Source organism: Paraburkholderia sp. 2C (genome assembly GCF_054589215.1).
On record NZ_BAAILL010000032.1, the window covers coordinates 115,598 to 141,747 of the forward strand.

The window sequence follows — 26,150 nt, forward strand, 5'->3', positions numbered from 1 at the left end:
AGCGAATTAGCCAGAGACTCTTTGTCATGACGCCCGATACGCCATCACAGCAAGATACGCGCGATAAATACCCGAGGTCCGCTCCACGACGGGCCCGTTGGACCCAGTGGCTCACCATCCTGTTTGCCGCGCTTTCCGGCCTGTACCTGCTGGTCGGCGGCATCTGGCTTGTCTCGGTGCGCGGCTCGCCGTATTACGCGATCGCAGGCATCGCGATGCTCGCGGTCGCATGGCTCGTTTTCCTGCGAAACCGGTGGGCGCTCGCGCTCTATGGGCTGCTGCTGATCGGCACGCTCGCATGGGCCGTCGCGGAGTCGGGGTTCGACTTCTGGGCACTCGCGCCGCGCATCGATGTGCTGGTCGTGTTCGGCGTTTGGCTCATTCTTCCGTTTATCCATCGGCAGTTCATCGGCAATGCGATGCCGGCCGCGCTCGTGACGGGTCTTGGCCTGATCGCGAGCGCAGCGATACTCGTCTACGCGGCGTACCACGATCCGCAGCAGATCAACGGCACGCTTTCCGCGGAACAGTCGCCGCCGACGCCGAACTCCGATCCGCGCGCGAGCGACTGGCCCGCTTATGGGCGCACGCAGGGCGGCACGCGCTATTCACCGCTTGCGCAGATCAACGAGCAGAACGTGAAAAACCTGCAAGTCGCGTGGACTTTCGAAACCGGCGATCACAAAGGAAAGAACGATCCCGTGGAAATCACCGACGAGGTCACGCCGATCAAGGTGGGCAGCATGCTTTATCTGTGTTCGCCGCATCAGAAGCTGTTCGCGCTCGACGCGGCAACGGGCAAGGAACAATGGCGCTTCGATCCGGGCCTCAAGACAGATCCCGGCTTTCAACACGTAACCTGCCGCGGCGTGTCGTATCACGAGACCGCGGCGGCAAGCGCGGCGACGACGCCGCAAGCGCAAGCCGCCTTGCCGATGTGCTCGCGGCGCGTGATCTTGCCGGTGAACAACGGCCATCTTTACGAACTCGATGCAGCGACAGGCCAGCGCTGCGCAGGGTTCGGCAATCGCGGCGACCTCGACTTGCAACATCTCGAGCCCGTCAAGACATCGGGCGCATACGAGCCGACGTCGCCGCCTGTCGTCACCGATAAAGTGATCGTCGTCGCCGGTTCGGTGACCGACAACTTTTCGGTCAACGAGCCGTCCGGTGCGATTCGCGGCTTCGATGTCGAAACGGGCAAGCTGCTGTGGGCGTTCGACCCGGGTGCTCACACGCCGAACGCGATACCCGACGATCAGCACAGCTTCGTGGCCAATTCGCCGAACTCATGGGCGCCCGCCGCGTACGACCCGAAGCTCGACCTCGTCTATTTGCCGATGGGCGTGAGCACGCCCGATATCTGGGGCGGCCGCCGCACGCCGGATATGGAGCGCTATGCAAGCGGATTGCTCGCGCTGCACGCATCGACGGGCAAGCTCGCATGGTTCTATCAGACCGTGCATCACGACCTGTGGGATATGGACTTGCCCGCGCAGCCGACGCTCGTCGATCTCAAGGATGCGAACGGCAATGGGGTGCCCGCCATTTATGCGCCGGCGAAGACGGGCAATATCTTCGTGCTCGATCGCCGCACCGGCAAGCTGATCGTGCCCGCCCCGGAACAGCCGGTACCGCAAGGCGCCGCGCAAGGCGATCGCGTTTCGCCCACCCAGCCGTACTCGCAGCTGACTTTCCGGCCCGCGCAGAATCTGCGCGGCGCCGATATGTGGGGCGCCACGATGTACGACCAGCTCGTATGCCGCGTGATGTTCCATCGCTTGCGCTATGAAGGGCCGTTTACGCCGCCGTCCGAGCAAGGCACGCTCGTTTTCCCCGGCAATCTCGGCATGTTCGAATGGGGTGGCCTCGCCGTCGACACGGACCGGCGTATCGCCATTGCGAATCCGATCGCCTTGCCGTTTGTATCGAAGCTGATTCCGCGCGGCCCGCACAATCCGATCGAGCCACCCGATGCTGGCCAAAGCGCGGGGCAAAGCGGCACCGGCACCGAAGCCGGCGTGCAACCGCAGTACGGCGTGCCCTTCGGCGTGACGCTGAACCCGTTCCTGTCGCCGCTCGGCCTGCCGTGCAAGGAACCGGCCTGGGGCTATGTCGCCGCGCTCGATCTGACGACGAATCGGATCGTGTGGAAAAAGCGCATCGGCACCGTGCGCGACAGCTCGCCGTTGCCTTTGCCGTTCCGCATGGGCATGCCGATGCTCGGCGGCCCGATGACCACTGCGGGCCGCGTGTTCTTTATCGGCGCAACCGCCGATAACTACCTGCGCGCGTTCAGCACCGACACGGGCCGCGAGCTATGGCGCGCGCGGCTGCCCGCGGGCGGCCAGGCAACGCCGATGACGTATGAGGCGAACGGCAGGCAGTTTGTCGTGATCGCGGCCGGCGGGCATGGCTCGTTTGGGACCAAGCTTGGCGACTACGTCGTTGCTTATGCGTTGCCTGACCGGCAATAACGCGAGCGAGGGCAGTCAGTGAGGGACGCGCAGTATTTCGTCGATCAGCCGCTGGCCGGCTGCATAACCGCCCATCAGCGCGTCGGCCTCGCTGCGGAAATCCTCTCCGGTTCTGCCTGCCAGATGCAGCGGAGCCGTCAACGGAATGGCCGCGCTCCTGTTCGCGACCTGTACGGTCGCGAGGAAGCGTTGCGTATAGGGTGTGCGCAGTTGTTCGCGGCAAGTCGTTTCCACTGCGATGCTGACGACAAAGCCCTTGTATTCATAGCGTCGAAACATACTTCCCGACCTTCGATGACGATGCCATTCGTGTGCAATCGCGTGCGATGTGCCGACACGAGCAAGGCTATGCCAGGATGATCTGTCGCGGTTTGTACGTATCGCGCGCGTTTCGGACGGGCGACAGATTGCGCAAGCCTGCCGCGTTCGCCGGCTGCCGCCGCAGCTTCAATCGTCTTCGACCTCGCTACACGCGTACGACCAGTTTCCCGCGCACGTGGCCGGCTTCGAGCCGCGCGAACGCCTGTTTCAGGTCGTCGAACGCGAACTGTTCGGCCACCCGCACTTTCACGCAGCCTTTATCGATCAGGGCGGCAATCGAAGCGAGTTGCGCGCCGTCCGGCCGCGCGGTGTAGCGCACGCCTCGCGCGCCGCGCGCGGCGGCTTCGGTTTGCGAGGGCTCCGTCAGGGTCGAAACAAGCGCACCGCCGCGCTTGACGACCGACCACGAACGCGTCTGCGTCTCGCCGCCGATCAGGTCGAACACGAGGTCCACCTCGCGCACGACCTCTTCGAAGCGCTGGCTCCGATGGTCGATCACATGATCGATGCCAAGCGAACGGACGAAGTCGATGCCGTCGCCCGATGCGGTCGCGTAGACTTCGGCGCCCCTCTCGCGCGCGAACTGCACGGCCAGATGACCGACGCCGCCCGCCGCCGCATGCACGAGCACACGGTCGCCTTTCTCAAGCAGCCCCCGATCGAAGATGCCTTGCCATGCGGTCAGTGCGGCAAGCGGCACCGCGCCGGCCGTGGCGATGTCGATGGAATGCGGCGGCTCGGCAAGCGCGGCGCCGTCCACCACGACGAAGTCCGCGAACGCCCCCTGCCCTTGACCGACGAACGCGTACACGTGCTGATCGGCGCGCCACTGCACCGCATCGCGTCCGACGCGCATGACTTTGCCCGCCACATCGCGTCCGAGCGTGAAGGGCAGCGCATCTTTGTGGATGGCCGGGTAGCGGCCATCGCGCGTTTTTACGTCGACGGGATTGACGCCCGCGGCGAGCACTTGCACCAGCACTTCGTTCGCGCCGGGCTCGGGAATCGGTACCGAGTCGAGTTGCACGGCATCCGCGCCGAAGCGGTGGATGCGATACGCGTGCATGGTGGAAGCGGATGTGGATGCGGATGGCGATTCGGTCATGTGTGCTCCTGCCTGAGTTTGACGGCCGCATCGATGCGCGCCGATCTTTACGCAGGCACGCAAGCGATGTTCCCTTGCGACTGTCGGCATCGGGAATGAACCCTGCTGCTTGCCCGATCCTCACAGCACAGGGCAGACAGATCAGGTCCTGCGCGGATGCTGGCATGCCAGCAAGTGTGACGGGTTATGCGCTAAGCGCAGGCACGCAAGCGATGTTCCCTTGCGACTGTCGGCATCGGGAATGAACCCTGCTGCTTGCCCGATCCTCACAGCACAGGGCAGACAGATCAGGTCCTGCGCGGATGCTGGCATGCCAGCAAGTGTGACGGGTTATGCGCTAAGCAAATGGATCGGCCATGCGCACATTCGCGAGCAGCACCGTATCCGCGAGAATCATGTCGAATGCGTTTAACGGCCGGAAGCCGCCGCGAATGACGGGTCTGAACACAGGGTCGCCGCGACGCACCGGCATGCCGGTCAAACCGCACACGCCCGCCGCGCGTGCAAAGCCTGCACGCCACGTCTGGTCCTGATATCGGCCAAGTGTCGGGTCGCTCCACGAAACGAGCAGGGTCGATTCAGTCTGCCGTTCGATGCGACGGATCGATACGACGTTCGCCATGGCGCCGGGCAGCGGGTCGTCGTAATCGCGCGATGCAAAGGATGCCTTGCGAATCGCGCGCCCGATGTCGGCGCGATGGCCGCGCAAGCCTTTGATAATGTGCGACCAGGGGTCGATGCGTTTCATTTCATTGCCCGTCAAGCTAAGCACGCGGGAATGGAAAGTGCCGATGGGGTTGCTCAAGCTGCATCGATCATTCTCTCGTCATCGGATGCATCGGCGACCGTTTGCCGATGCATGGGCATGGTGGTCAGGCAATCGAGGTCGAGCCTTCTCGTATGTTCGATCATGTAGTCGACGAACACACGTATTCTCGCGGGCAGATGCTTGCGGCTCAGGTAACAGATATAGTGGCCGCCGTCGTCCGGCACATACTGCGCCAGACAGCTGACAAGGCGCCCTTCGCGAAGCAGATCGCACACCTGATAAGCGGGCAGTTGCGCCATGCCCTGCCCGTCGAGCACCGATTGCAGCATCAGGTCCGCATCGTTGAACGTATGGCGCGCAACAGGCAGGCGCCGCAGCGCGATCCCGCCGACCTTGAACTCCCACTCCCTGACGCGGCCCGATGCGGTCCGGAAGTTGATGCAGCCGTGTTTGGCCAGGTCGTCGACTTCGCGCGGCAAGCCGTGTGAACGCGCATAGTCGCGCGATGCGCATACGAGCATCTGCATCGGTATCAGCTGCCGCGCGACGATTTCGCTGTCTTCCATGCGCCCATCGCGAAACGACACGTCGATGCGATCGCCGGTGAAGTCCGAAAGACGGTCGTTGAGCAGCAGCTCGAGCGTGATGCCCGGAAATTGTGCGTGGAATCCGCGCAGGAGCGGCGCCACGATCCTGCGGCCGAACGCGGGCGTCGAGCAGATGCGCAGTTGCCCGCGCGGCGGACCGTTGCGCAACTCGCGCATCTCGTCGAGTGCCTGTACGATGCGCTCGACGCCAGGCCGGCAGTTTTCGTAGAAGAGCTCGCCCTCGCGCGTCAGCGACGTGCTGCGTGTCGTGCGAAGGAAGAGGCGCGTATCGAGCTGCGCCTCGAGCTTTTGTACATTGCGGCTCACCGATGAGCGCCCGATGCCGAGGCGATCCCCTGCTCTGGCAAAACTTCCTTCATCGGCAACGGCAAGAAAAGATACGACGCCGGCATAGCTGGTTGCGAAACTACTGGCAAACGGATCGTCGGCGCCGCTAACGGATCGGCGGAGGGCGTAGTCTGACATGGATGCGCGAATAGTTGGGTCCACACCCGACTAGACGGATGAGCGCGGCCGTTTGTGACACGGCCGCTGTTATTTTTCGCCGGGCATCGGTCGATGCAGGCCCGGCGCTACTTCTCGGGCACGAGAACCGGTGCGCCCTTGTCCTTCAGCAGCAGCACGATAAACTTCGCGGGCTGCGTCTGGCTCGCATTGCGTCCCACGGTATGAACGTCGTTCGGTCCTTCGTAGAAGGTCTGACCGGGCTTGAGCGTCACCTGCTTGCCGCCCTTCAATTGCATCTCGATCGTCCCTTCCAGCACATAGACGAACGCGTGCGCATTGTGACGGTGGACGGGATCGACCGAACCGGGCGGGTATTCGACCATGATCATGAGCGCCTCCTTGCCTGGATAGTCGGGCAGCGGCTGCGTCATCAGCGGGGTGACGATTGCCTCGGGCGCCGCGTGTGCGGCGCCCGCCGACAGTGCGACGAGGGTGACCCAAGTCATCGCATTGACTTTCGAGCGGAACATGATGCGCTCCCAAAGGATGCGGCCCGCAACCGCGGGCCCGCGACAACAACAGGATAACGGAAGAAAACGCGCGCCCCGGCGCTCAGGCGAGATTCGCCTTGTCGAGACCGTATGCCTTGTCCGACGAACCGGGCACGGTCCTGAACGCGACGTTCACGCGGTTCCAGCCGTTGATGGCCATCACTGCATAAGTCAGATCCGACAACTCTTTCTCGGAGAACTGGCTGCGCACGCGTTCGTAGATCTCGTCGGGCACGCCATGCTCCGGCAGCTTCGTCAGCACCTCGGTCCATGCAAGCGCGGCGCGCTCGCGCGGCGAGAAAAGCGTCGACTCGCGCCAGATCGCGACGTGATGGAGCCGCAGTTCGCGCTCGCCGTGAATGCGCGCTTCCTTCACGTGCATATCGCAGCAAAAGCCGCAGCCGTTCATTTGCGACGCGCGCAGCGAAACGAGGTCGAGAATCGCCTGCTCGATGCCGCTATCGTTCAGCTGCATGCTGAAATCGAGGTACTTCTTGAAAAGCTCTGGAGATTGTTGAATATAGTTGATGCGTTGGGACATAGCCTACCCTCACGATGAAGAAATGTGCATCGATAGGTCCGTGCGCGCCGCGCGCATGACACGCGGCGGAGGACCGAAGAGGGCATGGTAGGTATGTGGAGCGCCCGCCGGTAGATAGACGATTGGACTCACGGCGTTGCCCCTGGGGCACCAATCAGGTACCGGTCGGACATCAATCGGACATCAATCGGGCATTGATCTCGTATGAATCGGGTATGACTCGGGTATGACTCGGAGACCAGACAAAGTCCAGGTCAAGGCCACGTACGCACCGGCTAACGCTTGATCGCCTGCCGCGCGGCGAGCCTAGGCCCGAGACGCGGCAAAGCGGTCCGGTGGCGTTCCATGCGCTTTTGCAATGCGCGCGAGCTTGTCGGGATTGCGCTGAACGAGGATGCGGACCACCTGGTTGCCGTCCGTTTCGAACGACATCGCCGATTCGAGCTGACCGTCGAGGTAGCGCAAGAGTGCCCATTCGCCACCGAGCTCGACAAGCCTGAAGCGATTTTCGCCCTGGTAACGCAGCGACGACGCGTAAAAGAGCTGCGCAATGCGCCTGCCGCCGAGCATCGGCTTCGCAAAGCTCGTCGCCTTGCCGCCGCCGTCGCCGCACAGCATCGCTTCGTCCGCAAGCAACGCATGGATGCCGGCGAAGTCGCCGCGCTCGACTGCCAGCGTAAAGCTCTGCAGCAAACGCCGATGGGCTTCGCGCGATACCTCGTAACGGGGCCGTTCGTCGCGCAGTTGCGCTTTTGCGCGGCTCACGAGTTGCCGGCACGCGGCTTCCGTCTTGCCGATCACTTCGGCCACTTCGTCATAGTCTGCATCGAGCACCTCGCGCAGCAGAAATGCCGCGCGCGCCTCGGGTGTAAGCCGCTCGAGCAGCAAAAGAAAAGCAACGGACACATCGTCCGCGCGTTCCTTGACTTCCTCGGGTGTAGCCGGCGATTCGGTCAGAAGCGGTTCGGGCAGCCAAATACCCACATAGTGTTCGCGCTGGATCTTCGCCGCACGCAAGCGATCGATCGACATGCGCGTCGTCACGGCAACGAGCCATGCCTCAGGATTGTCGATTGTGTCGTGGGCGGCCGCATACCAGCGCAGCCAGACCTCCTGCACGATATCTTCGGCTTCGGCGACCGATCCGAGCATCCGGTACGCCATTTTCTGCAAGCGCGGGCGAAGCTGGTTAAAGACGTGAAGGCCCTCTTCCATATCAGGGCGCACGGTAACCGCGCTCCTGTAGCGTCCACGTATTGCCGTCCGGGTCTTCGAAGTCGGCGAAGCTCGCGTAATCGCGACGCTTCGCATCGAGCCCGGCGCTAAAGCCGCCCTCCCATGCATCGATCGGCGCCTTGTGCCGGAACTCGCCGACCGCCACACCGCGCGCGACCAGCGCGGCGCGCTCGGCCGCGAGATCGGTCGTGACCAGATACAGGTGACGTACGCGTGCCGCGGAATCGGCCGTCAGCAGTTGCACCGAACACGACGAGCCCGGCGGCGTAAGCTGGACAACCCGGAACGTGGGCGTGGGATGGTAGTCGACGTCCAATTTGAAACCGACCTTCTGCGTATAGAACGCAAGCGCACGGTCGACATCGGCAACCGGCAGCGAAACGACTTCCAGGGCAAGCATGACGGCTCCTGCGAGGGCTAGTCGACGCCTTCGAATTGTTCGAATGGGGGCACGCGCATCGGGGGGCGCGACAACGAGCGTTCGACTTTAGGAAACAATGCTCAGGATAGCCCGATTTGCTCGCATTCGGGGGAAATCGCGCCGCAACCCGCGCTCCGCAAGGCGTCCACGCTTCAAACCGGCAGGAAAGCGCCCCAAAAAAAACGCACGAGCAAGGCTCGTGCGTAGTCTACAAAGCGACAAACAAACGCAACAACAAAAGGCCGAGGTATGGAGGGAGCCGTCCTTCTGCTGCGAGGCAAAGATTAGCGCATCGCCCTTCGCCGATCTACCTGGCGTGCATGAATTCACTTACCGACACGCCTTAACAATCGCGCAAACACAAGCCGGGCCGGCGTCCCCGCGGCTCGCGACCGGCGTCATCGGCAATCTCAATCAGTTTTGACTTGACCATTTAGATTACGCATGCAATCTTTTACCGCCTTAGAGTGTATTCAACATCTATAAGAAACACGATTTCATATCGCACATCAAACAAGTCTGGGATGCCTGCAAGTGGATACCGAAACGGAACTGCAAGACGGTCAAGTCAAAGAGCGCGATACGCTGCGCACGCGCAAACGATCGCCGCTCAAGGGCTGGGCTGGGGTGCTCGTCGTAATGGCCGTGATCGGCGGCGGCTGGTGGTTTTACCAGCACCGCGAGAGCAAAGCGCTGGCTGCGAATGCGAAGCCCGCGGCGGCGCCGCAAGTGACGGTGAGCAAGCCGCTCGTCGAGAACCTCGATACGCGCCTCGGCTTTCTCGGGCAATTCTCAGCGGTCGATCAGGTTGAGTTGCGCGCCCAGGTCGGCGGCACGCTTACCGGCATCTACTTCAAGGACGGCGACATCGTTCATAAGGGCGATCTGCTGTTCTCGATCGACCCGGTCCCGTACGAGATCAAGCTCGCCCAGGCCAAGGCTCAACTCGAGAATGCGACGGCGAAGCGAGTGCTCGCAGACCAGGAGCTGCGCCGCGCCCAGGAACTCGAGCGCAACGACGCCGGCACGGTCGAAAACGTGCAGCAACGCACGTCCGACCTGAACGGTGCGCAGGCCGCGATCGACGACGCGCAGGCGCAGATTCGCGATGCGCGCTTCGACCTCGATCATTGCCGGATCACCGCGCCGTTTGCGGGCCGCATCGGCCGGCACCTCGTTTCGATCGGCAACCTGATAGCCGGCAGCCGCGCCGCGACGAGCCCGACCACGCTATTGGCAACCATTGTGTCGCTCGATCCGATCTACCTCGATTTCGACATGAGCGAGGCCGATTACCAGACGTTTTCGCACTACCGCAGCGATTTGAGAAGCCCGCTTGCGAACAAGGTCGAGCTGACGTCAGGCAATGGCAACGACACCGTGTTGACGCGGCAAGGCACGCTCGACTTCGTCGATAACGTGCTCGATCGCTCGAGCGGCACTATTCACGCGCGAGCAACGGTGGCGAATCCGGACCTGCGTCTCACGCCCGGCGAATTCTCGCGGGTGCGCCTCGCCGTCGCGCGGCCGGTACCGACACTGCTGATCCCCGACGCGTCGGTGCTGCCCGATCAGTCGGAGCACATCGTGCTGACGGTCGGCGCGGACGGCACCGTCGTGCCGAAGCAGGTGCAGGTCGGCGATATGCGCGGCGGTCTGCGCGTGATCCGCTCGGGCTTGAGCGCCGATGACCGCGTGATCGTCGACGGACTGCCCTTCGCTGCGCCCGGCGCTAAAGTGGCGACGCGTGACGGCACGCTTCGTTATACGGCCAAGCAGGACTGACCAGGACCGGACGAAGCCATGCGTATTGCCCATTTCTTTATCGACCGCCCGCGCTTTGCGACGGTGGTCAGCGCCTTCCTGACCTTGATCGGCTTAGGCGCAATGTTTGTGTTGCCGGTCGCGCAGTATCCGGAGATCGTGCCGCCCACCGTGCAGGTCACGACGACTTACCCGGGCGCCTCGGCCGAGACGATTGCGCGAACGGTCGCAACACCGCTTGAGCAGCAGATCAACGGTGTCGAAAACATGCTCTATATGAGCAGCCAGTCGACCGGCGACGGCAAGCTGACCGTCACCGTCACGTTTCGCATCGGCACCGATCTGAACGTTGCGCAGATGCTCACGCAGAATCGCGTGCAGGATGCGCTGCCGCGCCTGCCCGACGATGTGCAGCGGCTAGGCGTGCAGGTCAGAAAATCGACACCGAGCATTCTGCTCGCCGTGCACCTCGATTCGCCCGACAAGACACGCGACACGCTGTATCTGTCGAACTACGCGACGCTGCACGTAAAGGATGAACTCGCGCGCCTGCAAGGCGTCGGCGACGTGCAGTTCATCGGCGGCCGCGAGTACGCGATGCGTATCTGGGTCGACCCGGACAAGGTCGCCGCAAGCAATCTGACCGCAAGCGAAGTGCTCTCCGCACTGCGCGCGCAGAATCTGCAGGTGTCGGCCGGCGTGCTGAACCAGCCGCCGACGAAAAGCGATGCGGCCTATCAGATCAACGTCGAAGCGCTCGGCCGCCTGTCGACCCCCGACGAATTCGGCGACATCGTCGTGAAGGCGGATCCGCAGGGGCGCGTGACGCGTATCCGCGATATCGGCCGGGTCGAAGTGGGCGCGGCCGACTACGGCTCGACCGCGTTCATGGACCGCAACCAGGCGGCCACGATGCTGATCTACGCGGAACCGGGCGCGAATTCGCTCGCGGTCGAGGAAGCAGTGCTGTCGACGATGCGCGGCCTCAGCAAGGATTTCCCGCCGGGTGTCGAGTACAGGATCATCTACGACCCGACCATCTTCATCGGCAAATCGGTGCACGAAGTGGTGATCACGATTTTCGTCGCGATTCTGCTCGTGGTCGGCGTGGTGTTCGTGTTCCTGCAGAACTGGCGCGCGACGATCATCCCGGTGGTCGCGATTCCGGTTTCGTTGCTCGGTTCGTTCATTGTGCTCGCCACGTTTGGCATTTCACTGAATAACCTCTCGCTATTCGGCCTTGTGCTGGCGGTGGGTATCGTGGTCGACGATGCGATCGTGGTCGTCGAAAACGTCGAGCGCAATATGCATGCGGGCATGTCGCCAACGGAAGCCGCGCACCGCACCATGGACGAAGTAGGCGGCGCGTTGCTGTCGATCGCGCTGACGCTTTGCGCGGTGTTCGTTCCGTCCGCGTTCCTGAGCGGTATTTCGGGGTTGTTCTTCCGGCAGTTTGCGGTAACCATCGCGGCATCGACGGTGATTTCGTGCTTCGTTTCGCTGACGTTGAGCCCGGCCCTGTGCGCGGTGCTGTTCAGGCAGCATGCGCCGCATGGAAGCGAAGGCGAGCACCGCGGCAACTTCGCTTCGAGGCTGATGCAAGCGGGCTTTACACGCTTCAATCATGGCTTTGAAAGGTTGTCGTTCGGCTACGGCAAACTCACGCGCCGTCTCGTTCGCGGCTTGACGGTGATGCTCGCGATTTACGTCGCGCTGATCGGCGTCGCGGCGCTCGAGTTTGCGCACACGCCAACCGGCTTTATTCCGGAGCAGGATCAGGGCTATCTGATTACCGTCGTGCAATTGCCGCCGGGCGCATCGCTCGAGCGTACCGAGCAGGTGGTGCGCAGCGCGACGGACATCATCCTGTCGACGCGCGGTATCGAGCACGTCGCACCGTTCGTCGGCCTCGATGCAACGACGCTGACGGTCGCCTCGAATTCGGGAACGATCTTTTCCGGTTTGCCGTCGCTGTACAACCACGAGATCCCGGGCCTGACCGCGGACAAGGTGCTCGCGGATCTGCGCAAGCGCCTGTCGGTCATCAAGGACGCCTACGTGCTGACGATTCCGCCGCCGCCCGTGCAGGGCATCGGCAACGCGGGCGGCTTCAAGATGATGCTCGAAGACCGCGCGGGCCTCGGTCCCGACGCACTCGTGCATGCGGCAAAGGACCTCGTCACGGCGGCGAACAAAGACCCCGATTTTGCCGGCGTATTCACGCTGTTCAACGCCGGCTCGCCTTCGGTATTCGCGGATATCGACCGCGTGAAGGCGGAAAAAGTCGGCCTCACGCCGACCGACGTGTTCTCCACATTGCAGGTGTATCTCGGCTCGCAGTATGTGAACGACTTCAACTATCTGGGCCGCACGTATGAGGTGATCGTGCAGGGCGACGGCCAGTACCGGCGCGACGCCCCGGACATCACGCGGCTGAAGGCGCGCAACCAGGCGGGCGAAATGGTGCCGATCGGCACGGTCGCGAAGATGGAAACGCGCACGATTCCGTACCGCGTGCCGCGCTACAACCTGTACCCCGCCGCGGAAGTGCAAGGCGTGGCCGCACCGGGCGTGGCGACCGGCACGGCATTGCACCGCATGGAAGAGCTCGCGCATCAGGTGCTGCCGCAAGGCATCGGCTTCGAATGGACCGAGCTCGCCTACCAGCAGCAACAGCGCGGCACGCCGACGCTGCTCGTATTCGGCGCCGCTGCGCTGTTCGTGTTCCTCGTGCTCGTCGCGCAATACGAGAGCTGGAAACTGCCGCTTTCGATCGTGCTGATCGTGCCGATGTGCATTCTCGCGTCGGTGACGGGCCTTGCGATTCGCGGCATGCCGATCGATATCCTCGCGCAGATCGGCTTCGTCGTGCTGGTCGGTCTGGCGGCGAAGAACGCGATTCTGATCGTCGAGTTCGCGCGGCAGAAGCAGGACGAAGGCGACACGGCGGTCAACGCTGCCGTGCACGCGGCACGTACACGCTTGCGTCCGATTCTGATGACGTCATTCGCGTTTATTCTCGGCGTCGCGCCGCTTGCGGTGGCCACCGGCGCGGGCGCCGAAATGCGGCAATCGCTCGGCACCGCCGTGCTGTTCGGCATGCTCGGCGTGACCGGTTTCGGCTTGCTGTTTACCCCGGCGTTTTATGTCTTTATCCGCAAATTCGGCCGCAAGGAGCGCACGTGATGGCTATCGACTTCTTTGATGCGAGGCCGTCGCGTGCTTTGGAAACGATGGGCTCGGAATCCACTTCGCCGGCGCGCTTCCGGCTGCGCCGCATCGGCGGCATCGCGCCTGCGCTGATACTCGCCGCGGCGCTAGCGGGCTGCGCCGTCGGACCGGACTATGTGAAGCCGGCGGACAACCTCGCGCCGTTCCACAACAGGATCGAGACCGATCAGCAGGCGAAAAGCGCCGCCCCGCCGCTCGATACCTGGTGGACCGGCTTCAACGATCCGATGCTTGTCACGATTGTCCAGCGAGCGCTTGCGCAGAACCTCGATCTGGCGGCGTCGTTCGCCCGTGTGCAGCAGGCGCGCGCGGCCGCGTCGGCTGCAGGCGCGCAGCTGCTGCCCACCGTCGACCTCGACGCGGCAGCGTCGATCGAACATCAAAGCACCGTGAGCCCGTTCGGTTCGGTCGCGAAGACGTTCCCCGGTTATTCGCGCGATCAGCGCGAGTACACGGTCGCCGCCGCGGCCAGCTGGGAAATCGATCTGTTCGGCGGCTTGCGGCGCGACGCGGCGGCCGCGCGAAACGAGGCGCAAGCGGCGGAGGCGGAACAGCTCGGCACGCGTGTGACCGTGGCGGCCGACGCCGCCGATGCGTATATGCAGATTCGCGGCTTCCAGGCACGCCTCGCGGTCGCGCAGGACCAGATCGACACCGATACGCGTCTGCTCGAACTGGTGCGTGTGCGGCGCCGCGCGGGCGCCGCGACCGAACGCGAAATCGCGCAGGCCGACGCGTTGCTGAAGCAGGCCAGAACGATCGTGCCCACGCTGCGTATCCAGCTCGAAGCGCAGCTGAACCGCCTCGACGTGCTGATGGGCGCGCAGCCCGGCACCTATGCGAAGGAACTGTCCCAGCCCAGCGAGATTCCCGGCATTCCGTCGATCGACGACAGCAGCCAGCCGCTCGACGTGCTGCGCCGCCGGCCCGACGTGATCGCCGCGGAACGCCGGCTCGCGGCATCGAATGAACGGATCGGCGCGGCGCTTTCCGACTACTACCCGAAGATCTCGATCTCCGGGTTGCTGGGCGTCGACAGCATTACGTCAGGCGATCTGTTCACGGCGCGCGCATTCCAGCCCGCGGTAACGGGCGGTTTGCGCTGGCGCCTGTTCGACTTCGGCAAGGTCGACGCCGAGGTGGCCGACGCGCGCGGCGCGAATGCGCAAGCGCTGGCGCAGTATCGTCAAACGGTGCTGAAAGCGGCGGAAGACGTCGAAAACGCGTTGACGTCGCTGACGCAGACCGAAGCGCGCCGTCACGAACTCGAAGACGAGGTCGCGGCGCTGACGAAGTCGCGCGATCTTTCCGAGCGCGCCTACAAGGCCGGCGCGATTACGTTGACCGATGTGCTCGATGCCGACCGCGAATTGCTGTTCGCACGCGACGATCTCGACGGCACGCGAGCCGATGCGGCACGCGCGGCCGTGACGACGTTCCGTGCGCTCGGCGGTGGCTGGAAAGTCGATGCGGTGCCGCAGCTGGCAAGCGGCGACGGCACTAAAAAGGCCGACCCCGCGCACTGACGATCGAGGCACGCCATGCTTTAGCAAAGGGGCTTCGAATCGTCGAAGCCCCTTTGTACATGCTTCACGAAACCAGCGACTTGCGCGCCTCGCGCAAAATCGATGCGGACAGCGCTTCGTCGTTGACCATGCGCGCAACGCTCATCGCGCCGATCATCGTCGACAGCATGACCCACGCCTTCTTTCGCGCCGCGGCCGCCGGCATGTCGGTCAGTTGCGAGGCGATCAGTTCGGCGAGATCGACGAGCGAATGGGTGGCGACCTGACGGACCTCTTCGGTGCCGCGCGCGAGTTCGCCCGACAGCGCAACGAATGGGCAACCGTCGACGACGTTCTGAAGGTGCTCGGGCGACAGATAGCGATCGACAATCGCTTTGACGCCACGATTCGCGGGCGTGGCCGCCACGGCGGATTCGAGCGTTTCCTGCAGGGCATCGGCAGCGAGCGCGACCGACTCCTGCACGACCTGGTCCTTCGATGAAAAGTGCTTGTAAAAGCCGCCGTGCGTAAGCCCGGCCTCTCCCATGAAGTCCGCAAGGCCCGTACTGCCGATACCCTGCAGACGGAACTTGCTGGACGCGGCTTCGACGATCCGCTGCCGCGTTTCTGCGGTCTCCAGTCTTGACTTTCTCATTGCCTGCTATCTCCAAACAAATTTCCGGGTTCTCCATGCCCCCGTTGCTTAGATTATATATACCATCCAATCGGCGCGGCATAGTAATTGCGAATCACGGTGCTGTTCTGATCTCCCGTATCTGAATGCGGCATTCAACGGCTTTTCTGGAGAAACCATGCATATCGTCTGTCACATGATGTCGTCGCTCGACGGTCGCAGCCTGACCGATGGCTGGCACCTCGATTTCGCAAGCCCCTGCTATGAAGAAACCGCTGCAAGCTTCAAGGCCGACGCGTGGGCCTGCGGCCGCGTGACGATGCAGGAAATTGCGCACGGCGGCGACTATCCGCGCGGCCTTGCGCAGCAGCCTATTGCGCGCACCGACCGTTTTGCCCGACGCGATGCGAGCCAATATGCGATTTCGATCGATCCACAGGGACGCGTTGCGTGGAAAAGCGACACCGCGCTCGATTCGCACATCGTGGAAGTGCTTTCCGAAAGTGTGAACGATGATTACCTTGCGCACCTGCAATCGATCGGCGCGTCGTATCTGTTCGGCGGCCGCGACGATATCGAACTGAAGCGCGTCGTCGATACGCTCGAGCGCGAGCTGAAGATACGCAAGCTGATCGTCGAAGGCGGCGGCCACGTGTCCGGCGCATTCGTCAATGCAGGACTTGTCGATGAAGTCAGCGTGCTCGTGATACCGCTCGTCGACGGCCGCGAGGCGCACACGTCTTCGTTCGAAGTATCGATGGAAAAGTGGCAAAAGCCTGCGTATCTGCGGCTCGATTCCGTCGAGCGGCTCGATAACGACGTGGTGTGGCTGCGCTATGGCAGCGCATCCCGGTAGATCCCGTTCGCGCCTGATTGGCTTTCAGCGCGTTATCCGGCGATTTGCTAAGCTTGAGCCGCACATCTGCCTGAAGGCCTGAAGGCCCGAACGGGATAGTAAGGAGACTTTAAACAATGCCCCCCTCATCCGAGTACGAACCGCCGAAAGTCTGGACATGGTCCAGGGAAAACGGCGGCCATTTCGCCAGCATCAATCGCCCCGTCTCCGGGTCGACGCACGACAAGCCCTTACCTGTCGGCAAGCATCCGCTGCAGCTCTATTCGCAAGGCACACCGAATGGCGTCAAGGTCACGGTGATGCTCGAAGAACTGCTGGCCCGCGGTCATCGCGGCGCCGAGTACGATGCGTGGCTCATCAGAATCAACAACAGCGACCAGTTCGGCAGCGGCTTTGTCGACATCAATCCGAATTCGAAGATTCCCGCGCTCGTCGATCGCAGCGGCCCGGCGCCTGTGCGGGTATTCGAGTCCGGCGCGATTGTGCTGTATCTCGCGGAAAAGTTTGGCGAGTTTCTGCCGAAAGACCCGGCCAAACGCGCCGAGTGCATGTCGTGGCTGTTCTGGCAGATGGGCAGCGCTCCGTATGTGGGCGGCGGTTTCGGCCATTTCTATGCGTATGCGCCGTCGAAAATGGAATACCCGATCGACCGCTTCACCATGGAAACCAAGCGCCTGCTCGATGTGCTGGATAAACGCCTCGCGGAAAACGAGTACGTGGCCGGCAGCGAGTACACGATTGCCGATATCGCAATCTGGCCTTGGTATGGCGGCCTCGTTAAAAACCGGCTTTACAATGCAGCCGAATTCCTTTCGGCAAGCGACTATAAAAACGTGCAACGCTGGGCCGATGTAATCGACAAACGCCCGGCCGTGCAGCGCGGGCGCATGGTCAACCGTATTTCGGGCGATCCCTCGAGCCAGTTGCACGAACGTCACGACGCGTCCGACTTCGAGACGCGCACGCAAGACAAGTTGTCCGCGCAAACCTGACGCACTAACGCTCGATATATTTCGACCCCATGCGATGCAATGGCATTCGAAGCAAGCGCCTTCGTGCCATTGCCGCATTCACTCCTGCTGCCGGCTCTTGAACGCAACGCGCCGTTCTTCACGCTCTTTCGCGTAATGGCCGCTCACAACGGGCTGCAAATCGTTCCGCGTCACCGGCGCGCCGCAATTCGGGCATACATTCGCAAGCCCGACATCGGCGCCGCACTCGCAATGAACAAATCGCACCGCGACGCCCTCGCTTTCGTCCTTGCACCATCCCTCGCCCCACGCCCGCAGCGCGTAGATGACCGGATAGAACGCCCATCCCTTGCGCGTCAAACGATATTCGTACCGCAGCGGCTTCTCGTTGTAAGGATGCCGCTCGATCATTCCATCCGCCTCGAGCGCCTTCAAGCGCCCTGCCAGCATTTGCGGCGTCGCTTCGGTTTGAATCTGCAGTTCCTCGAACCGCGATACGCCCATATACAACTCCCTGAGCACCAGCACCGTCCACTTGTCGCCGACGATATCGAGCGACCGTGCGACTGGGCATACGGTGTCTGGTTTCCCGTCTGCAATGCGCGCCACAATCCTTCTCCCGCTGAAACTATTAATTTCATAGTAACACATTGATCTCGCGTTCGTGCATCCATGGAAGACGGCTGGACGGGCCTCCGGCCACAATGCGTGGCGCCGTCTGCTTGTCTCTAACGGTACCTCGAAACCCGCACCGAGCTTGACCATATGATTTTCATAGTGATAAATTGCCATCATCGTCACGAGACGTGAGACGTCACGGATTCGTCAGAACTGAAGCAGCCCGGCGCCGACTGCGAGACGTGTACCTGTTCGCACACTTTCCGAAAGGAGAAACGAAAATGGCTGGCACTGTGTATCGCGCGGAGCGCACCGGTCTGCTGCTGGTGGATCCGTACAACGACTTCCTGTCGCACGGCGGCAAGATATTCCCGATGATCGAGTCGATCGCCAAAGACGTGGGGCTGCTCGACAACCTGCGCGCAATCGTCGCCGCCGCCCGCAAGGCGGGCATTCAGGTGTTCTATGTGCCGCATCGCCGCTGGCAACCAGGCGACTACGAGAACTGGGATCATCCGAATCCGACGCAGCGGCTCGTCCAGAAGCGCCAAACGTTCGCGAAGGGTTCGTGGGGCGGCGAATGGCATCCGGATTTCGTGCCGCACGACGGCGACATCATCATTCACGAGCACTGGGCACAAAGCGGTTTTGCCAATACCGACCTCGATTTCCAGCTCAAGCAGCAAGGCGTGACCCATGTGATCGCGATTGGCCTGCTCGCTAACACGTGCATCGAATCGACGAGCCGCTTCGCGATGGAGCTCGGCTATCACGTGACGCTCGTGCGCGATGCCACCGCCGCGTTCACGCGCGAGATGATGCACGCCGCGCACGAACTGAACGGCCCGACCTTCGCGCATGAAATTCTCACGACGGCCGAGCTGATCGCGGCGCTTCCTGCCGCGCGTTCCGCGTGAATCGCTAGGAGATCGAACATGACACTCACTGGCAATCTGCTGATCGGCGCCCGGGAAGTGGCCGCCACGGCCGGCACGATGAAAGCGCTGAACCCGGCCACCAACGCGGAAATCGAGCCGTCGTTCGCATTCGGCGGTGCAGCCGAAGTCGATCGCGCGGCGCGCCTCGCCGACGACGCCTTCGACAGCTACAACCATACGAGTCTCGCGCAACGTGCGGCGTTCCTCGAACGTATCGCCGATGGACTCGACGCGATTCAACCGGAGCTTGCGCAACGCGCATCGCTCGAAACGGGGCTGCCCGCCGCGCAGCTTGAAGCCGAAACCGCGAAGGCGGCAACGCAGTTCCGGCAGTTCGCGACTGTCGTGCGTCAAGGACGCTTTCGCAACGCGACGATCGACCCCGCTCAGCCGGAACGGCAACCGCGCGCGCGGATGGATCACCGCATGCAGAAGATCGCGCTCGGCCCGGTCGCAATCTTCGGCGCGAGCAACTTTCCAGTTTCGTATTCGGTCGCGGGCGGCGACACCGCATCGGCGCTCGCCGCCGGCGCGCCCGTGATCCTGAAGGCACACAATGCGCATCCGGGTGCATCGGAACTGCAGGCACGCGTCATTCAGCAAGCCGTCAAAGATTCGGGCCTGCATGAAGGCGTGTTTTCAATGGTGCGTGGCGGGGGGAATGAAATCGGCGAGGCCCTCGTCGATCATCCGCTAATCAAAGGCGTCACGTTCACGGGCTCGGAGGCTGGCGGCATGGCGCTATTCCGGCGCGCGCAACAACGCCCCGATCCAATCCCGGTCTTCACGGAAATGACGAGCGTCAATCCGACTTTCGTGCTCCCGTCCGCGCTCGCGGCGCGCGGCGGCGCGATCGGCGATGGCTTTACCGAGCGCATGCTCGTCACCGTCGGGCAAGCGTGCCTGAAGCCCGCCATCCTGCTCGCGATCGACGGCCCCGGCTTCGACGAACTGAAGCAAGCGATGATCGCGCGCGTCGGTGCGATGTCGGCACGCACGATGCTGACGCCGGGAATCGCGACCGCGTATCGGAATAACGTTAAACGGCAACGCGACGCCGGTGCCGAGCGCATCGCCGAGGGCGGCACGCCGCAAGGAAAGTGGGACGGACAATCGTTCCTCTTCGAAGTAGATGGCGCGCGCATGCTCGAACAACCTTCGCTATCCGAAGAAGTGTTCGGTCCGGCTGCGTTGCTCGTGCGCGTGAAAGACGCCGGGCAATTGATCGAGATTGCGAAGCAGTTTCGCGGGCAGCTTTCAGCAACGATGCAGATCGACAGCGAAGATCACTCGCTTGCCACACGCCTGCTGCCGATACTGGAGCGTCGCACGGGGCGCATTGTGATCAACGCATTCTCGCATCCGCAAGAGGTGTCGTATGCGTCGATTCACGGCGGGCCGTTTCCCGCGACGTCCGATAGCCGCTTCACTTCTGTGGGCATGAGTTCGATCGAGCGCTTTCTGCGGCCTGTCAGCTATCAGGGCTTTCCGGACGAGCTTTTGCCGGAGGCGTTGAAGCGTGACAATCCGCTCGGCTTATGGCGCGTCACCGACGGTGAGCTTTCGAAGGCTTGAAGCGCTGAAATCTTGAAGTCCTCAAAGGCCGCGTCGCATACGCGGCCTTTTTCACATCTGCCCCATCCCCTCGACCCGCCACCGCAAATACGGGTAATCCCGAATTCTGCGGCGTGTGCGCGCGACCTACGATTCAGCCAACGCAATTACAGAACGTCGTTCTGTTAGATAGAACGACACGAAGCCTCAAGGAAATGTCTCCGCAATGACCGCCCTTCCCCTCTCGGGCATCCGCGTACTGGACCTGTCTAATGTCCTGTCCGGGCCTTTCTGCACCTATCAGCTCGCACTGCTGGGCGCCCATGTGATCAAGATCGAAAACCCCGACGGCGGCGATCTCGCGCGCCGCCTGGGCGCGGACCCGGGCGCGTCCGCACGCAACATGGGTGCGTCGTTCGTCGCGGTCAACGCGGGTAAGGAATCGATCACGCTGAACCTGAAGCACGACGCGGCAAAGGACATCCTGCGCAAGCTCGTGCGCGACGCCGACGTGCTCGTCGAAAACTACCGCCCCGGCGTGATGGATCGCCTCGGTCTGGGTGCGACGTCGCTGCTCGAATTGAATCCGCGCCTCGTCTATTGCGCGATTTCCGGCTTCGGCAGCGACGGACCGCTAGCGCATCGTCCTGCTTACGATCAGATTATCCAGGGCATGTCCGGCGCCATGAGCGTGACCGGCGACGCCGATTCGGCGCCGCTGCGCGTCGGCTATCCGGTCACCGATACCGTCGGCGGCATCAGCGCGGCGCTCGCGATCTGCGCCGCCGTGCTCGCGGCGCAACGCACGGGCGAAGGACGCATCATCGATGTGTCGATGCTTGAAGCGTCGCTGTCGACCATGGGCTGGGTCGTCTCGAACTACCTGAACGCCGGCGTCGAACCGAAGCCGATGGGCAACGAAAATTTCACGGCCGCCCCGTCGGGCACCTTCGACTGCGGCGACGGTAAGCTCAACATTGCAGCGAACGAAACCAAACAGTTTGTCGCGCTATGCAACGCGATCGGCCGGCCGGAACTCGCACAAGACGAGCGCTTTCGCGAGCGCGACACACGCAAGCGCCATCGCGCCGAACTGAAGCACGAAATCGAAACCGCGCTGCGCAACGACAGCGCGGCCAGTTGGGAAGCGCGGTTGACCGCCGTCGGTGTGCCGGCGGGATTGGTATTGAGCGTTCCCGAAGCGGTCTCGCAGGCGCAAGTCGCCGGCCGGCAATTCATCCACGAATTGCCCGATGGCGAGCGCGTGCAGCGCGTCACGCGTGCCGGCTATCGCTTTCTCGATGCGCGTGGAGAGACCGTCGAAGGCGGTCCCGCCAGACGCGCGCCCTACTTGTCGGAGCATACGCAGACGCATCTGCAGCAGTTGGGACTGGACGCGGATGCGATCGCGCGGCTGAAAAACGAAGGCGCGATCTGATCGTCGCACGCCAAACAAAACCCGACCGGAGACTGGAGGCAGACATGAAACAGACATTGACCGCGGGCGCCATTCACGAGCCCGCACGAACCACTTCGAGCGTGCGGGCCGAAACCGAGCGCGATATTGCCGCGCGCGATATCGTCGCCCGCCTCGACCGGCTGCCTGCCACGCGCCATATCTGGACCATCGTATTCCTGCTGTCGCTGGGCGGCAGCTTCGAGTTCTACGATCTGTTCATGACCGGCTATATCGCGCCCGGCCTGACGGAAAGCGGCCTGTTTGTGAAAACGTCGACGTCGATCTTCGCCATGAACAGCATCGCCGCATTCGTCGCCGCAACGTTTATCGGGCTCTTTATCGGCACGATGGGCCTTGGCTTTCTCGCGGATCGTTTTGGACGCCGCAAGATATTCGTGGTTGCCTTGCTCGGCTATACGGCCGCAAGCGTGCTGATGGCGTTCCAGCATAGCGCCGCCGAAGTGAATCTGTTCCGTTTGCTGGCCGGCATCGGGCTCGGCATCGAAATGGTGACGATCAACACATACGTTGCCGAACTGATGCCGAAAGACTTGCGCGGGCGCGCCTTCGCGATCACGCAGGTCGTTCCCTATCTCGCCGTGCCGATTGTCGCGCTGATGTCGTGGTGGCTCGTCCCGCAGCGGCCGTTCGGCTTCGACGGCTGGCGCTGGGTCGTGCTCGCGGGCGCAATCGGCGCGGCGCTGATCTGGATCATCCGCCTCGGCATTCCGGAAAGCCCGCGCTGGCTTGTCTCGCGCGGTCGTCTGGCTGAAGCGGAACGCGCGACGAAGCAGATCGAACAGGTCGTCGAACGACAGTACGGCCGCGCATTGCCGCCGCCCGTGCCGCACGAACATGCCGCGCCCACCGTCGAGCGGCGCTTTCGCGACATCCTCAAAGCACCGTATCTGAAACGCACGATCATGATGTCGCTGTTCAACGCGGTGCAGGTGATCGGCTTCTACGGTTTCAGCAACTGGGTGCCGTCGCTGCTGACGAGCAAGGGCATCGGCCTTGTTCATAGCTTGCAGTACTCGTTCCTGATGTCGATCGCATTGCCGCTCGGGCCGGCGCTGTTCTTCTTCTTTGCAGACCGTATCGAGCGCAAATGGAGCCTTGTCGGCGCATCTGGCGTGGCGGCCGCATTCGGCCTCGCATTCGCGCACCAGACGGGTACGGTGGGGTTGATCGTCTTCGGCTTCTGCATGAACCTTGCGCTCACCGTGCTGACTTATTCGTTCCAGACGTATCAATCCGAGCTCTATCCAACCGAAGTCCGCGCGCGCGCCATCGGCTTCGTTTATTCGTGGAGCCGCCTGAGTGCGATCTTTTCCGGTTTTATCGTTGCGTTCTGCCTGCGCGAATTCGGCGCGACAGGCGTGTTTTACATGATCACCGGATGCATGGTGTTCGTGATGCTGCTGATCGGCATCATGGGACCGCGCACGAAAGGGCTCGCGCTCGAAGACATCAATCGCTGAACAACGCATCGCCGAGGGATTTTTTCGCCATGACTTCTCCGCAGGATTTCGCCGCACTCGCCGCCGACTACTGGAGCACATCGATCGTCGATATTCATCCGGGCTCGATCAAGGTACGCGGCTACCCGATTCAGGAACTGATCGGCACGATCAGCTTTCCGCAAATGATCTGGCTGATGCTGCGCGGCGAGTTGCCGAAAGACGGCGAAGCGCGTCTGCTCGAAGCGGCGCTTGTCGCGTCGGTCGATCATGGACCGCATGCGCCGTCGATTGCGATTTCGCGGATGGCGGTCAGCTGCGGGCTGCCGTTGAACGGCGCAATGGCGTCCGCGCTCAACACGCTCGACGACGTCCACGGCGGCGCCGGGCAGCAGGCGGTCGAACTGTTTCATGCAATCGAGCGTACTCAAGCGCAAGGCACGACGCTTGAAGAAGCCGTCGAAAAAGAAGTCAACGCGTTTAACGCCGCACATGGCAAATATCTGCCGGGCTTCGGTCATCGCTTCCATCCAATCGATCCGCGCGCGGGCCGCCTGCTGCAACTGGTCGACGAAGCAGCCGCGGACAAGATCGTATCCGGCCGTTACGCCACAATCGGGCGCGGCATCGAAGCGTTGCTCAAAACACGCAAAGGCCGCACGATTCCGATGAATATCGACGGCGCAACCGGCGTGATCTACGCGGAACTCGGCTTCGAGTCCGAGCTGGCGCGCGGCGTTTTCTGCCTGTCGCGCGCGGTCGGCATTCTGTCGCATGCATGGGAACAGCGTGGCCGCGCCGAGCGCAACAAGGGGCCGATGCCGCGCCAGATGCCGTATCGATACACGGGCGCTGCCGAGCGCCACCTCGACGGAGAGAAGCAATGAGCTGGAATGCGGTGCCGCCGGTCATCAAAACGGCAGTGCATACGGCGATGCCGGATGCGCTGCGCAAACACGGTGTGGTATCCGAATGGTCGCGCGCAAACAAAGGCGGCGAACCGGTCGATTGCTTTATTGAAGGACCGTGCTTCGATCCGCACGGTAATCTGTATATCGTCGATATTCCGCATGGCCGCATTTTCCAGATCACACCGTCGCTCGAATGGCGCGCGATTGCCGCTTACGACGGCGAGCCGAACGGACTCGCATGGCATCCGCAGCACCAGTTGATCGTGGCCGACTACAAAAACGGCGTGATGAAGCTCGATCCCGCGCAAGGCGAAGTGAAACCGCTGCTGGCGCGGCGCAATAGCGAGCGCTTCAAGGGCGTCAACGATCTGATCGTCGCGCGTAACGGCGACATCTATTTCACGGACCAGGGGCAAACGGGCCTGCACGATCCGACTGGACGCGTGTTTCGCTTGACCGCTGAAGGACGTCTCGACTGCCTGATCGACAATGGCCCGAGCCCGAACGGACTCGTGCTCGACGGCAAGGAAAAAGTGCTCTTTGTCGCGATGACGCGCGATAATGCGGTCTGGCGTCTGCCGCTGCTGCCGGACGGCAGCACGAGCAAGGTTGGCCGGTTCGCGCAGTTCTATGGCACTAGCGGTCCCGATGGGCTAACCATGGACACGGACGGCAATCTGTTCGTCGCGCACGCATCGCTTGGCGCGGTATTCGTGCTGAATCCGCATGGCGAGCCGCTCGCCAAAATCGAATCGTGCGCGGGACGCACGATCACGAACGTGACTTTCGGCGGCCCCGAACAGCGCACGCTCTTCATCACCGATTCGAGCACCGGCTCGGTGTTGCGCGCGGACTGGAGCACGCGCGGCGCGGTCGCGGGCAGCGCGGCCGCCCGGCCGGCGTAGAATTGCGCCGTTATCGTTTCTTTCGCTACTCATGGCTTCTTCCAGCCGCGCGTCCGACGATGCAACTGCGCCGCCCTCGCCTTCCCCCGACGGCGTCGCCGCGCTCGATCGGGCTTTCGCCATCCTGTTCGCGTTCCGCCCTGACGACAAGGGACTGTCGCTTGCCGAACTCGCGGCGCGAACCGGCCTCTATAAAAGCACGATTCTGCGGCTGATTGCGTCGCTGACGCATCACCGTATGCTGTTGCGCTCCGACGACGGGCGTTATCTGATCGGCCCTGCCGCGCTGCAACTAGGCGCGCTCTATCAGCGCGGCCTGCAACTGGCCGATGTCGTCTTGCCGTTGATGCGCGCGTTGCGCGACGAATGCAACGAAAGCGTGTCGTTCTATGTGCGGCGTCAGGATTTGCGCGTGTGCCTGCATCGGGTCGATACGACGCATACGATTCGCGACCACGTTCGCGAAGGCGATGTGCTGCCGATGGAAAAAGGCTCGGGCGGGCGCGTGCTGAACGCATTCAGCGGCGCCCGCGGCGAGCTATACGAACGGATTCGCCGCGACGGTTATTACATTTCGATCGGCGAACGTGACAGCGAAACGGCCGGCATTTCGACGCCGGTGTTCTCCGCCGCTCCACCGCTCGCGGGCTCATTCACGCTAGCCGGCCCGCGCCCGCGCGTCGACGGGACCTTGCTCAAGGGCATGCGCGCGTCGATGCTCGAATCGTCGATCAAAGCGAGCGAGTTGCTCGGCGGCGACGCAGAACCGCTGCGCGCCGCGCTCGCATTGATCGATGGCAAGAAGGCGCGCAGCCGGCAAAAGTAACCACGCGCAAGCCGAGCGCACGACGGCCTTTGAGGCTCCCGG

General features: G+C 62.8%; 23 protein-coding genes. 13 read left to right on the top strand and 10 right to left on the bottom strand.

The window, feature by feature from the left end:
- Nucleotides 1-26: 26 nt before the first annotated feature.
- Nucleotides 27-2,477 carry a glucose/quinate/shikimate family membrane-bound PQQ-dependent dehydrogenase gene (locus ACYPXD_RS08715; RefSeq protein WP_459709792.1) on the top strand — a complete coding sequence of 817 codons (2,451 nt, stop codon included), beginning with the start codon at nucleotides 27-29 and terminating at the stop codon, nucleotides 2,475-2,477.
- A 15-nt stretch (nucleotides 2,478-2,492) separates the two neighbouring features.
- On the opposite strand, the gene ACYPXD_RS08720 is transcribed toward ACYPXD_RS08715, so the two are convergent.
- The 8 genes from ACYPXD_RS08720 to ACYPXD_RS08755 form a co-directional block, all read right to left on the bottom strand.
- Complete coding sequence (locus ACYPXD_RS08720; protein WP_459709793.1) at nucleotides 2,493-2,756, bottom strand: hypothetical protein; 264 nt, start codon at nucleotides 2,754-2,756, stop codon at nucleotides 2,493-2,495.
- 187 nt (nucleotides 2,757-2,943) lie between these two features.
- Complete coding sequence (locus ACYPXD_RS08725) at nucleotides 2,944-3,903, bottom strand: NADP-dependent oxidoreductase (RefSeq protein WP_459709795.1); 960 nt, start codon at nucleotides 3,901-3,903, stop codon at nucleotides 2,944-2,946.
- 337 nt (nucleotides 3,904-4,240) lie between these two features.
- Complete coding sequence (locus ACYPXD_RS08730; protein ID WP_459709797.1) at nucleotides 4,241-4,651, bottom strand: DUF3331 domain-containing protein; 411 nt, start codon at nucleotides 4,649-4,651, stop codon at nucleotides 4,241-4,243.
- Nucleotides 4,652-4,704: 53 nt separating this feature from the next.
- The gene (locus ACYPXD_RS08735; protein WP_459709799.1) at nucleotides 4,705-5,745 is read right to left on the bottom strand and encodes a LysR family transcriptional regulator; all 1,041 of its coding nucleotides are present in this window, start codon (nucleotides 5,743-5,745) and stop codon (nucleotides 4,705-4,707) included.
- A gap of 107 nt (nucleotides 5,746-5,852) precedes the next feature.
- Entirely contained in the window at nucleotides 5,853-6,257 is a 405-nt protein-coding gene (locus tag ACYPXD_RS08740) for a cupin domain-containing protein (protein WP_459709801.1), read from the bottom strand.
- An 82-nt stretch (nucleotides 6,258-6,339) separates the two neighbouring features.
- Nucleotides 6,340-6,819 carry a carboxymuconolactone decarboxylase family protein gene (locus tag ACYPXD_RS08745; protein WP_459709803.1) on the bottom strand — a complete coding sequence of 160 codons (480 nt, stop codon included), beginning with the start codon at nucleotides 6,817-6,819 and terminating at the stop codon, nucleotides 6,340-6,342.
- A gap of 306 nt (nucleotides 6,820-7,125) precedes the next feature.
- Nucleotides 7,126-8,034, bottom strand: coding sequence for an RNA polymerase sigma-70 factor (locus tag ACYPXD_RS08750; RefSeq protein WP_459709807.1), 909 nt, complete (start codon nucleotides 8,032-8,034; stop codon nucleotides 7,126-7,128).
- Nucleotide 8,035: 1 nt separating this feature from the next.
- Nucleotides 8,036-8,455, bottom strand: a complete 420-nt coding sequence (locus tag ACYPXD_RS08755; protein ID WP_459709809.1) for a VOC family protein — start codon at nucleotides 8,453-8,455, stop codon at nucleotides 8,036-8,038.
- Nucleotides 8,456-9,010: 555 nt separating this feature from the next.
- On the opposite strand from ACYPXD_RS08755, the gene ACYPXD_RS08760 reads away from it, so the two are divergent.
- Genes ACYPXD_RS08760 through ACYPXD_RS08770 form a run of 3 tightly spaced genes read left to right on the top strand, consistent with a single transcriptional unit; the run spans nucleotide 9,011 to nucleotide 14,997 of the window.
- Nucleotides 9,011-10,261, top strand: a complete 1,251-nt coding sequence (locus tag ACYPXD_RS08760) for an efflux RND transporter periplasmic adaptor subunit (protein ID WP_459709811.1) — start codon at nucleotides 9,011-9,013, stop codon at nucleotides 10,259-10,261.
- Nucleotides 10,262-10,279: 18 nt separating this feature from the next.
- Entirely contained in the window at nucleotides 10,280-13,426 is a 3,147-nt protein-coding gene (locus ACYPXD_RS08765; RefSeq protein WP_459709813.1) for an efflux RND transporter permease subunit, read from the top strand.
- A gap of 47 nt (nucleotides 13,427-13,473) precedes the next feature.
- On the top strand, nucleotides 13,474-14,997 hold the full coding sequence (locus ACYPXD_RS08770; RefSeq protein WP_459711406.1) for an efflux transporter outer membrane subunit: 1,524 nt from the start codon (nucleotides 13,474-13,476) through the stop codon (nucleotides 14,995-14,997).
- 64 nt (nucleotides 14,998-15,061) lie between these two features.
- Here ACYPXD_RS08770 and ACYPXD_RS08775 read toward each other — a convergent pair whose 3' ends face one another.
- Nucleotides 15,062-15,631: a TetR/AcrR family transcriptional regulator gene (locus ACYPXD_RS08775; protein WP_459709815.1), complete on the bottom strand. Its 570-nt coding sequence runs from the start codon at nucleotides 15,629-15,631 to the stop codon at nucleotides 15,062-15,064.
- Nucleotides 15,632-15,788: 157 nt separating this feature from the next.
- On the opposite strand from ACYPXD_RS08775, the gene ACYPXD_RS08780 reads away from it, so the two are divergent.
- Both ACYPXD_RS08780 and yghU read left to right on the top strand, forming a co-directional pair.
- Entirely contained in the window at nucleotides 15,789-16,466 is a 678-nt protein-coding gene (locus ACYPXD_RS08780) for a dihydrofolate reductase family protein (protein ID WP_459709817.1), read from the top strand.
- 116 nt (nucleotides 16,467-16,582) lie between these two features.
- Entirely contained in the window at nucleotides 16,583-17,458 is an 876-nt protein-coding gene (gene yghU, locus ACYPXD_RS08785) for a glutathione-dependent disulfide-bond oxidoreductase (RefSeq protein WP_459709821.1), read from the top strand.
- 78 nt (nucleotides 17,459-17,536) lie between these two features.
- On the opposite strand, the gene ACYPXD_RS08790 is transcribed toward yghU, so the two are convergent.
- The gene (locus ACYPXD_RS08790) at nucleotides 17,537-18,229 is read right to left on the bottom strand and encodes a winged helix-turn-helix transcriptional regulator (RefSeq protein WP_459709824.1); all 693 of its coding nucleotides are present in this window, start codon (nucleotides 18,227-18,229) and stop codon (nucleotides 17,537-17,539) included.
- Nucleotides 18,230-18,336: 107 nt separating this feature from the next.
- On the opposite strand from ACYPXD_RS08790, the gene ACYPXD_RS08795 reads away from it, so the two are divergent.
- The 7 genes from ACYPXD_RS08795 to ACYPXD_RS08825 all read left to right on the top strand — a co-directional run bounded on the left by ACYPXD_RS08795 (nucleotide 18,337) and on the right by ACYPXD_RS08825 (nucleotide 26,108).
- Nucleotides 18,337-18,972, top strand: a complete 636-nt coding sequence (locus ACYPXD_RS08795) for a cysteine hydrolase family protein (protein ID WP_459709829.1) — start codon at nucleotides 18,337-18,339, stop codon at nucleotides 18,970-18,972.
- Nucleotides 18,973-18,990: 18 nt separating this feature from the next.
- Nucleotides 18,991-20,568 carry an aldehyde dehydrogenase (NADP(+)) gene (locus tag ACYPXD_RS08800; protein WP_459709831.1) on the top strand — a complete coding sequence of 526 codons (1,578 nt, stop codon included), beginning with the start codon at nucleotides 18,991-18,993 and terminating at the stop codon, nucleotides 20,566-20,568.
- Between the two features lie 205 nt (nucleotides 20,569-20,773).
- Nucleotides 20,774-21,985 (top strand): CaiB/BaiF CoA transferase family protein, encoded by a 1,212-nt coding sequence (locus ACYPXD_RS08805; protein ID WP_459709833.1) that lies wholly within the window; start codon nucleotides 20,774-20,776, stop codon nucleotides 21,983-21,985.
- Between the two features lie 44 nt (nucleotides 21,986-22,029).
- Nucleotides 22,030-23,487 (top strand): MFS transporter, encoded by a 1,458-nt coding sequence (locus tag ACYPXD_RS08810; protein ID WP_459709835.1) that lies wholly within the window; start codon nucleotides 22,030-22,032, stop codon nucleotides 23,485-23,487.
- A 29-nt stretch (nucleotides 23,488-23,516) separates the two neighbouring features.
- Complete coding sequence (locus ACYPXD_RS08815; RefSeq protein WP_459709837.1) at nucleotides 23,517-24,353, top strand: citryl-CoA lyase; 837 nt, start codon at nucleotides 23,517-23,519, stop codon at nucleotides 24,351-24,353.
- Nucleotides 24,350-25,282, top strand: a complete 933-nt coding sequence (locus tag ACYPXD_RS08820) for an SMP-30/gluconolactonase/LRE family protein (protein WP_459709839.1) — start codon at nucleotides 24,350-24,352, stop codon at nucleotides 25,280-25,282. The genes ACYPXD_RS08815 and ACYPXD_RS08820 overlap by 4 nt, the downstream gene beginning before the upstream one ends.
- Nucleotides 25,283-25,313: 31 nt before the next feature.
- A complete protein-coding gene (locus ACYPXD_RS08825; protein WP_459709842.1) occupies nucleotides 25,314-26,108 on the top strand; it encodes an IclR family transcriptional regulator in 795 nt (264 codons plus the stop codon).
- The last annotated feature ends 42 nt before the right edge of the window (nucleotides 26,109-26,150 follow it).

Excerpts from the sequence above, each read along its gene's own strand:
- ACYPXD_RS08715 (WP_459709792.1), top strand. The coding sequence starts at position 27 with ATGACGCCCGATACGCCATCACAGCAAGATACGCGCGATAAATACCCG.
- ACYPXD_RS08720 (WP_459709793.1), bottom strand. The coding sequence starts at position 2,756 with ATGTTTCGACGCTATGAATACAAGGGCTTTGTCGTCAGCATCGCAGTG.
- ACYPXD_RS08725 (WP_459709795.1), bottom strand. The coding sequence starts at position 3,903 with ATGACCGAATCGCCATCCGCATCCACATCCGCTTCCACCATGCACGCG.
- ACYPXD_RS08730 (WP_459709797.1), bottom strand. The coding sequence starts at position 4,651 with ATGAAACGCATCGACCCCTGGTCGCACATTATCAAAGGCTTGCGCGGC.
- ACYPXD_RS08735 (WP_459709799.1), bottom strand. The coding sequence starts at position 5,745 with ATGTCAGACTACGCCCTCCGCCGATCCGTTAGCGGCGCCGACGATCCG.
- ACYPXD_RS08740 (WP_459709801.1), bottom strand. The coding sequence starts at position 6,257 with ATGTTCCGCTCGAAAGTCAATGCGATGACTTGGGTCACCCTCGTCGCA.
- ACYPXD_RS08745 (WP_459709803.1), bottom strand. The coding sequence starts at position 6,819 with ATGTCCCAACGCATCAACTATATTCAACAATCTCCAGAGCTTTTCAAG.
- ACYPXD_RS08750 (WP_459709807.1), bottom strand. The coding sequence starts at position 8,034 with ATGGAAGAGGGCCTTCACGTCTTTAACCAGCTTCGCCCGCGCTTGCAG.
- ACYPXD_RS08755 (WP_459709809.1), bottom strand. The coding sequence starts at position 8,455 with ATGCTTGCCCTGGAAGTCGTTTCGCTGCCGGTTGCCGATGTCGACCGT.
- ACYPXD_RS08765 (WP_459709813.1), top strand. The coding sequence starts at position 10,280 with ATGCGTATTGCCCATTTCTTTATCGACCGCCCGCGCTTTGCGACGGTG.
- ACYPXD_RS08770 (WP_459711406.1), top strand. The coding sequence starts at position 13,474 with ATGGGCTCGGAATCCACTTCGCCGGCGCGCTTCCGGCTGCGCCGCATC.
- ACYPXD_RS08775 (WP_459709815.1), bottom strand. The coding sequence starts at position 15,631 with ATGAGAAAGTCAAGACTGGAGACCGCAGAAACGCGGCAGCGGATCGTC.
- ACYPXD_RS08780 (WP_459709817.1), top strand. The coding sequence starts at position 15,789 with ATGCATATCGTCTGTCACATGATGTCGTCGCTCGACGGTCGCAGCCTG.
- yghU (WP_459709821.1), top strand. The coding sequence starts at position 16,583 with ATGCCCCCCTCATCCGAGTACGAACCGCCGAAAGTCTGGACATGGTCC.
- ACYPXD_RS08790 (WP_459709824.1), bottom strand. The coding sequence starts at position 18,229 with ATGGCAATTTATCACTATGAAAATCATATGGTCAAGCTCGGTGCGGGT.
- ACYPXD_RS08795 (WP_459709829.1), top strand. The coding sequence starts at position 18,337 with ATGGCTGGCACTGTGTATCGCGCGGAGCGCACCGGTCTGCTGCTGGTG.
- ACYPXD_RS08800 (WP_459709831.1), top strand. The coding sequence starts at position 18,991 with ATGACACTCACTGGCAATCTGCTGATCGGCGCCCGGGAAGTGGCCGCC.
- ACYPXD_RS08805 (WP_459709833.1), top strand. The coding sequence starts at position 20,774 with ATGACCGCCCTTCCCCTCTCGGGCATCCGCGTACTGGACCTGTCTAAT.
- ACYPXD_RS08810 (WP_459709835.1), top strand. The coding sequence starts at position 22,030 with ATGAAACAGACATTGACCGCGGGCGCCATTCACGAGCCCGCACGAACC.
- ACYPXD_RS08815 (WP_459709837.1), top strand. The coding sequence starts at position 23,517 with ATGACTTCTCCGCAGGATTTCGCCGCACTCGCCGCCGACTACTGGAGC.
- ACYPXD_RS08820 (WP_459709839.1), top strand. The coding sequence starts at position 24,350 with ATGAGCTGGAATGCGGTGCCGCCGGTCATCAAAACGGCAGTGCATACG.
- ACYPXD_RS08825 (WP_459709842.1), top strand. The coding sequence starts at position 25,314 with ATGGCTTCTTCCAGCCGCGCGTCCGACGATGCAACTGCGCCGCCCTCG.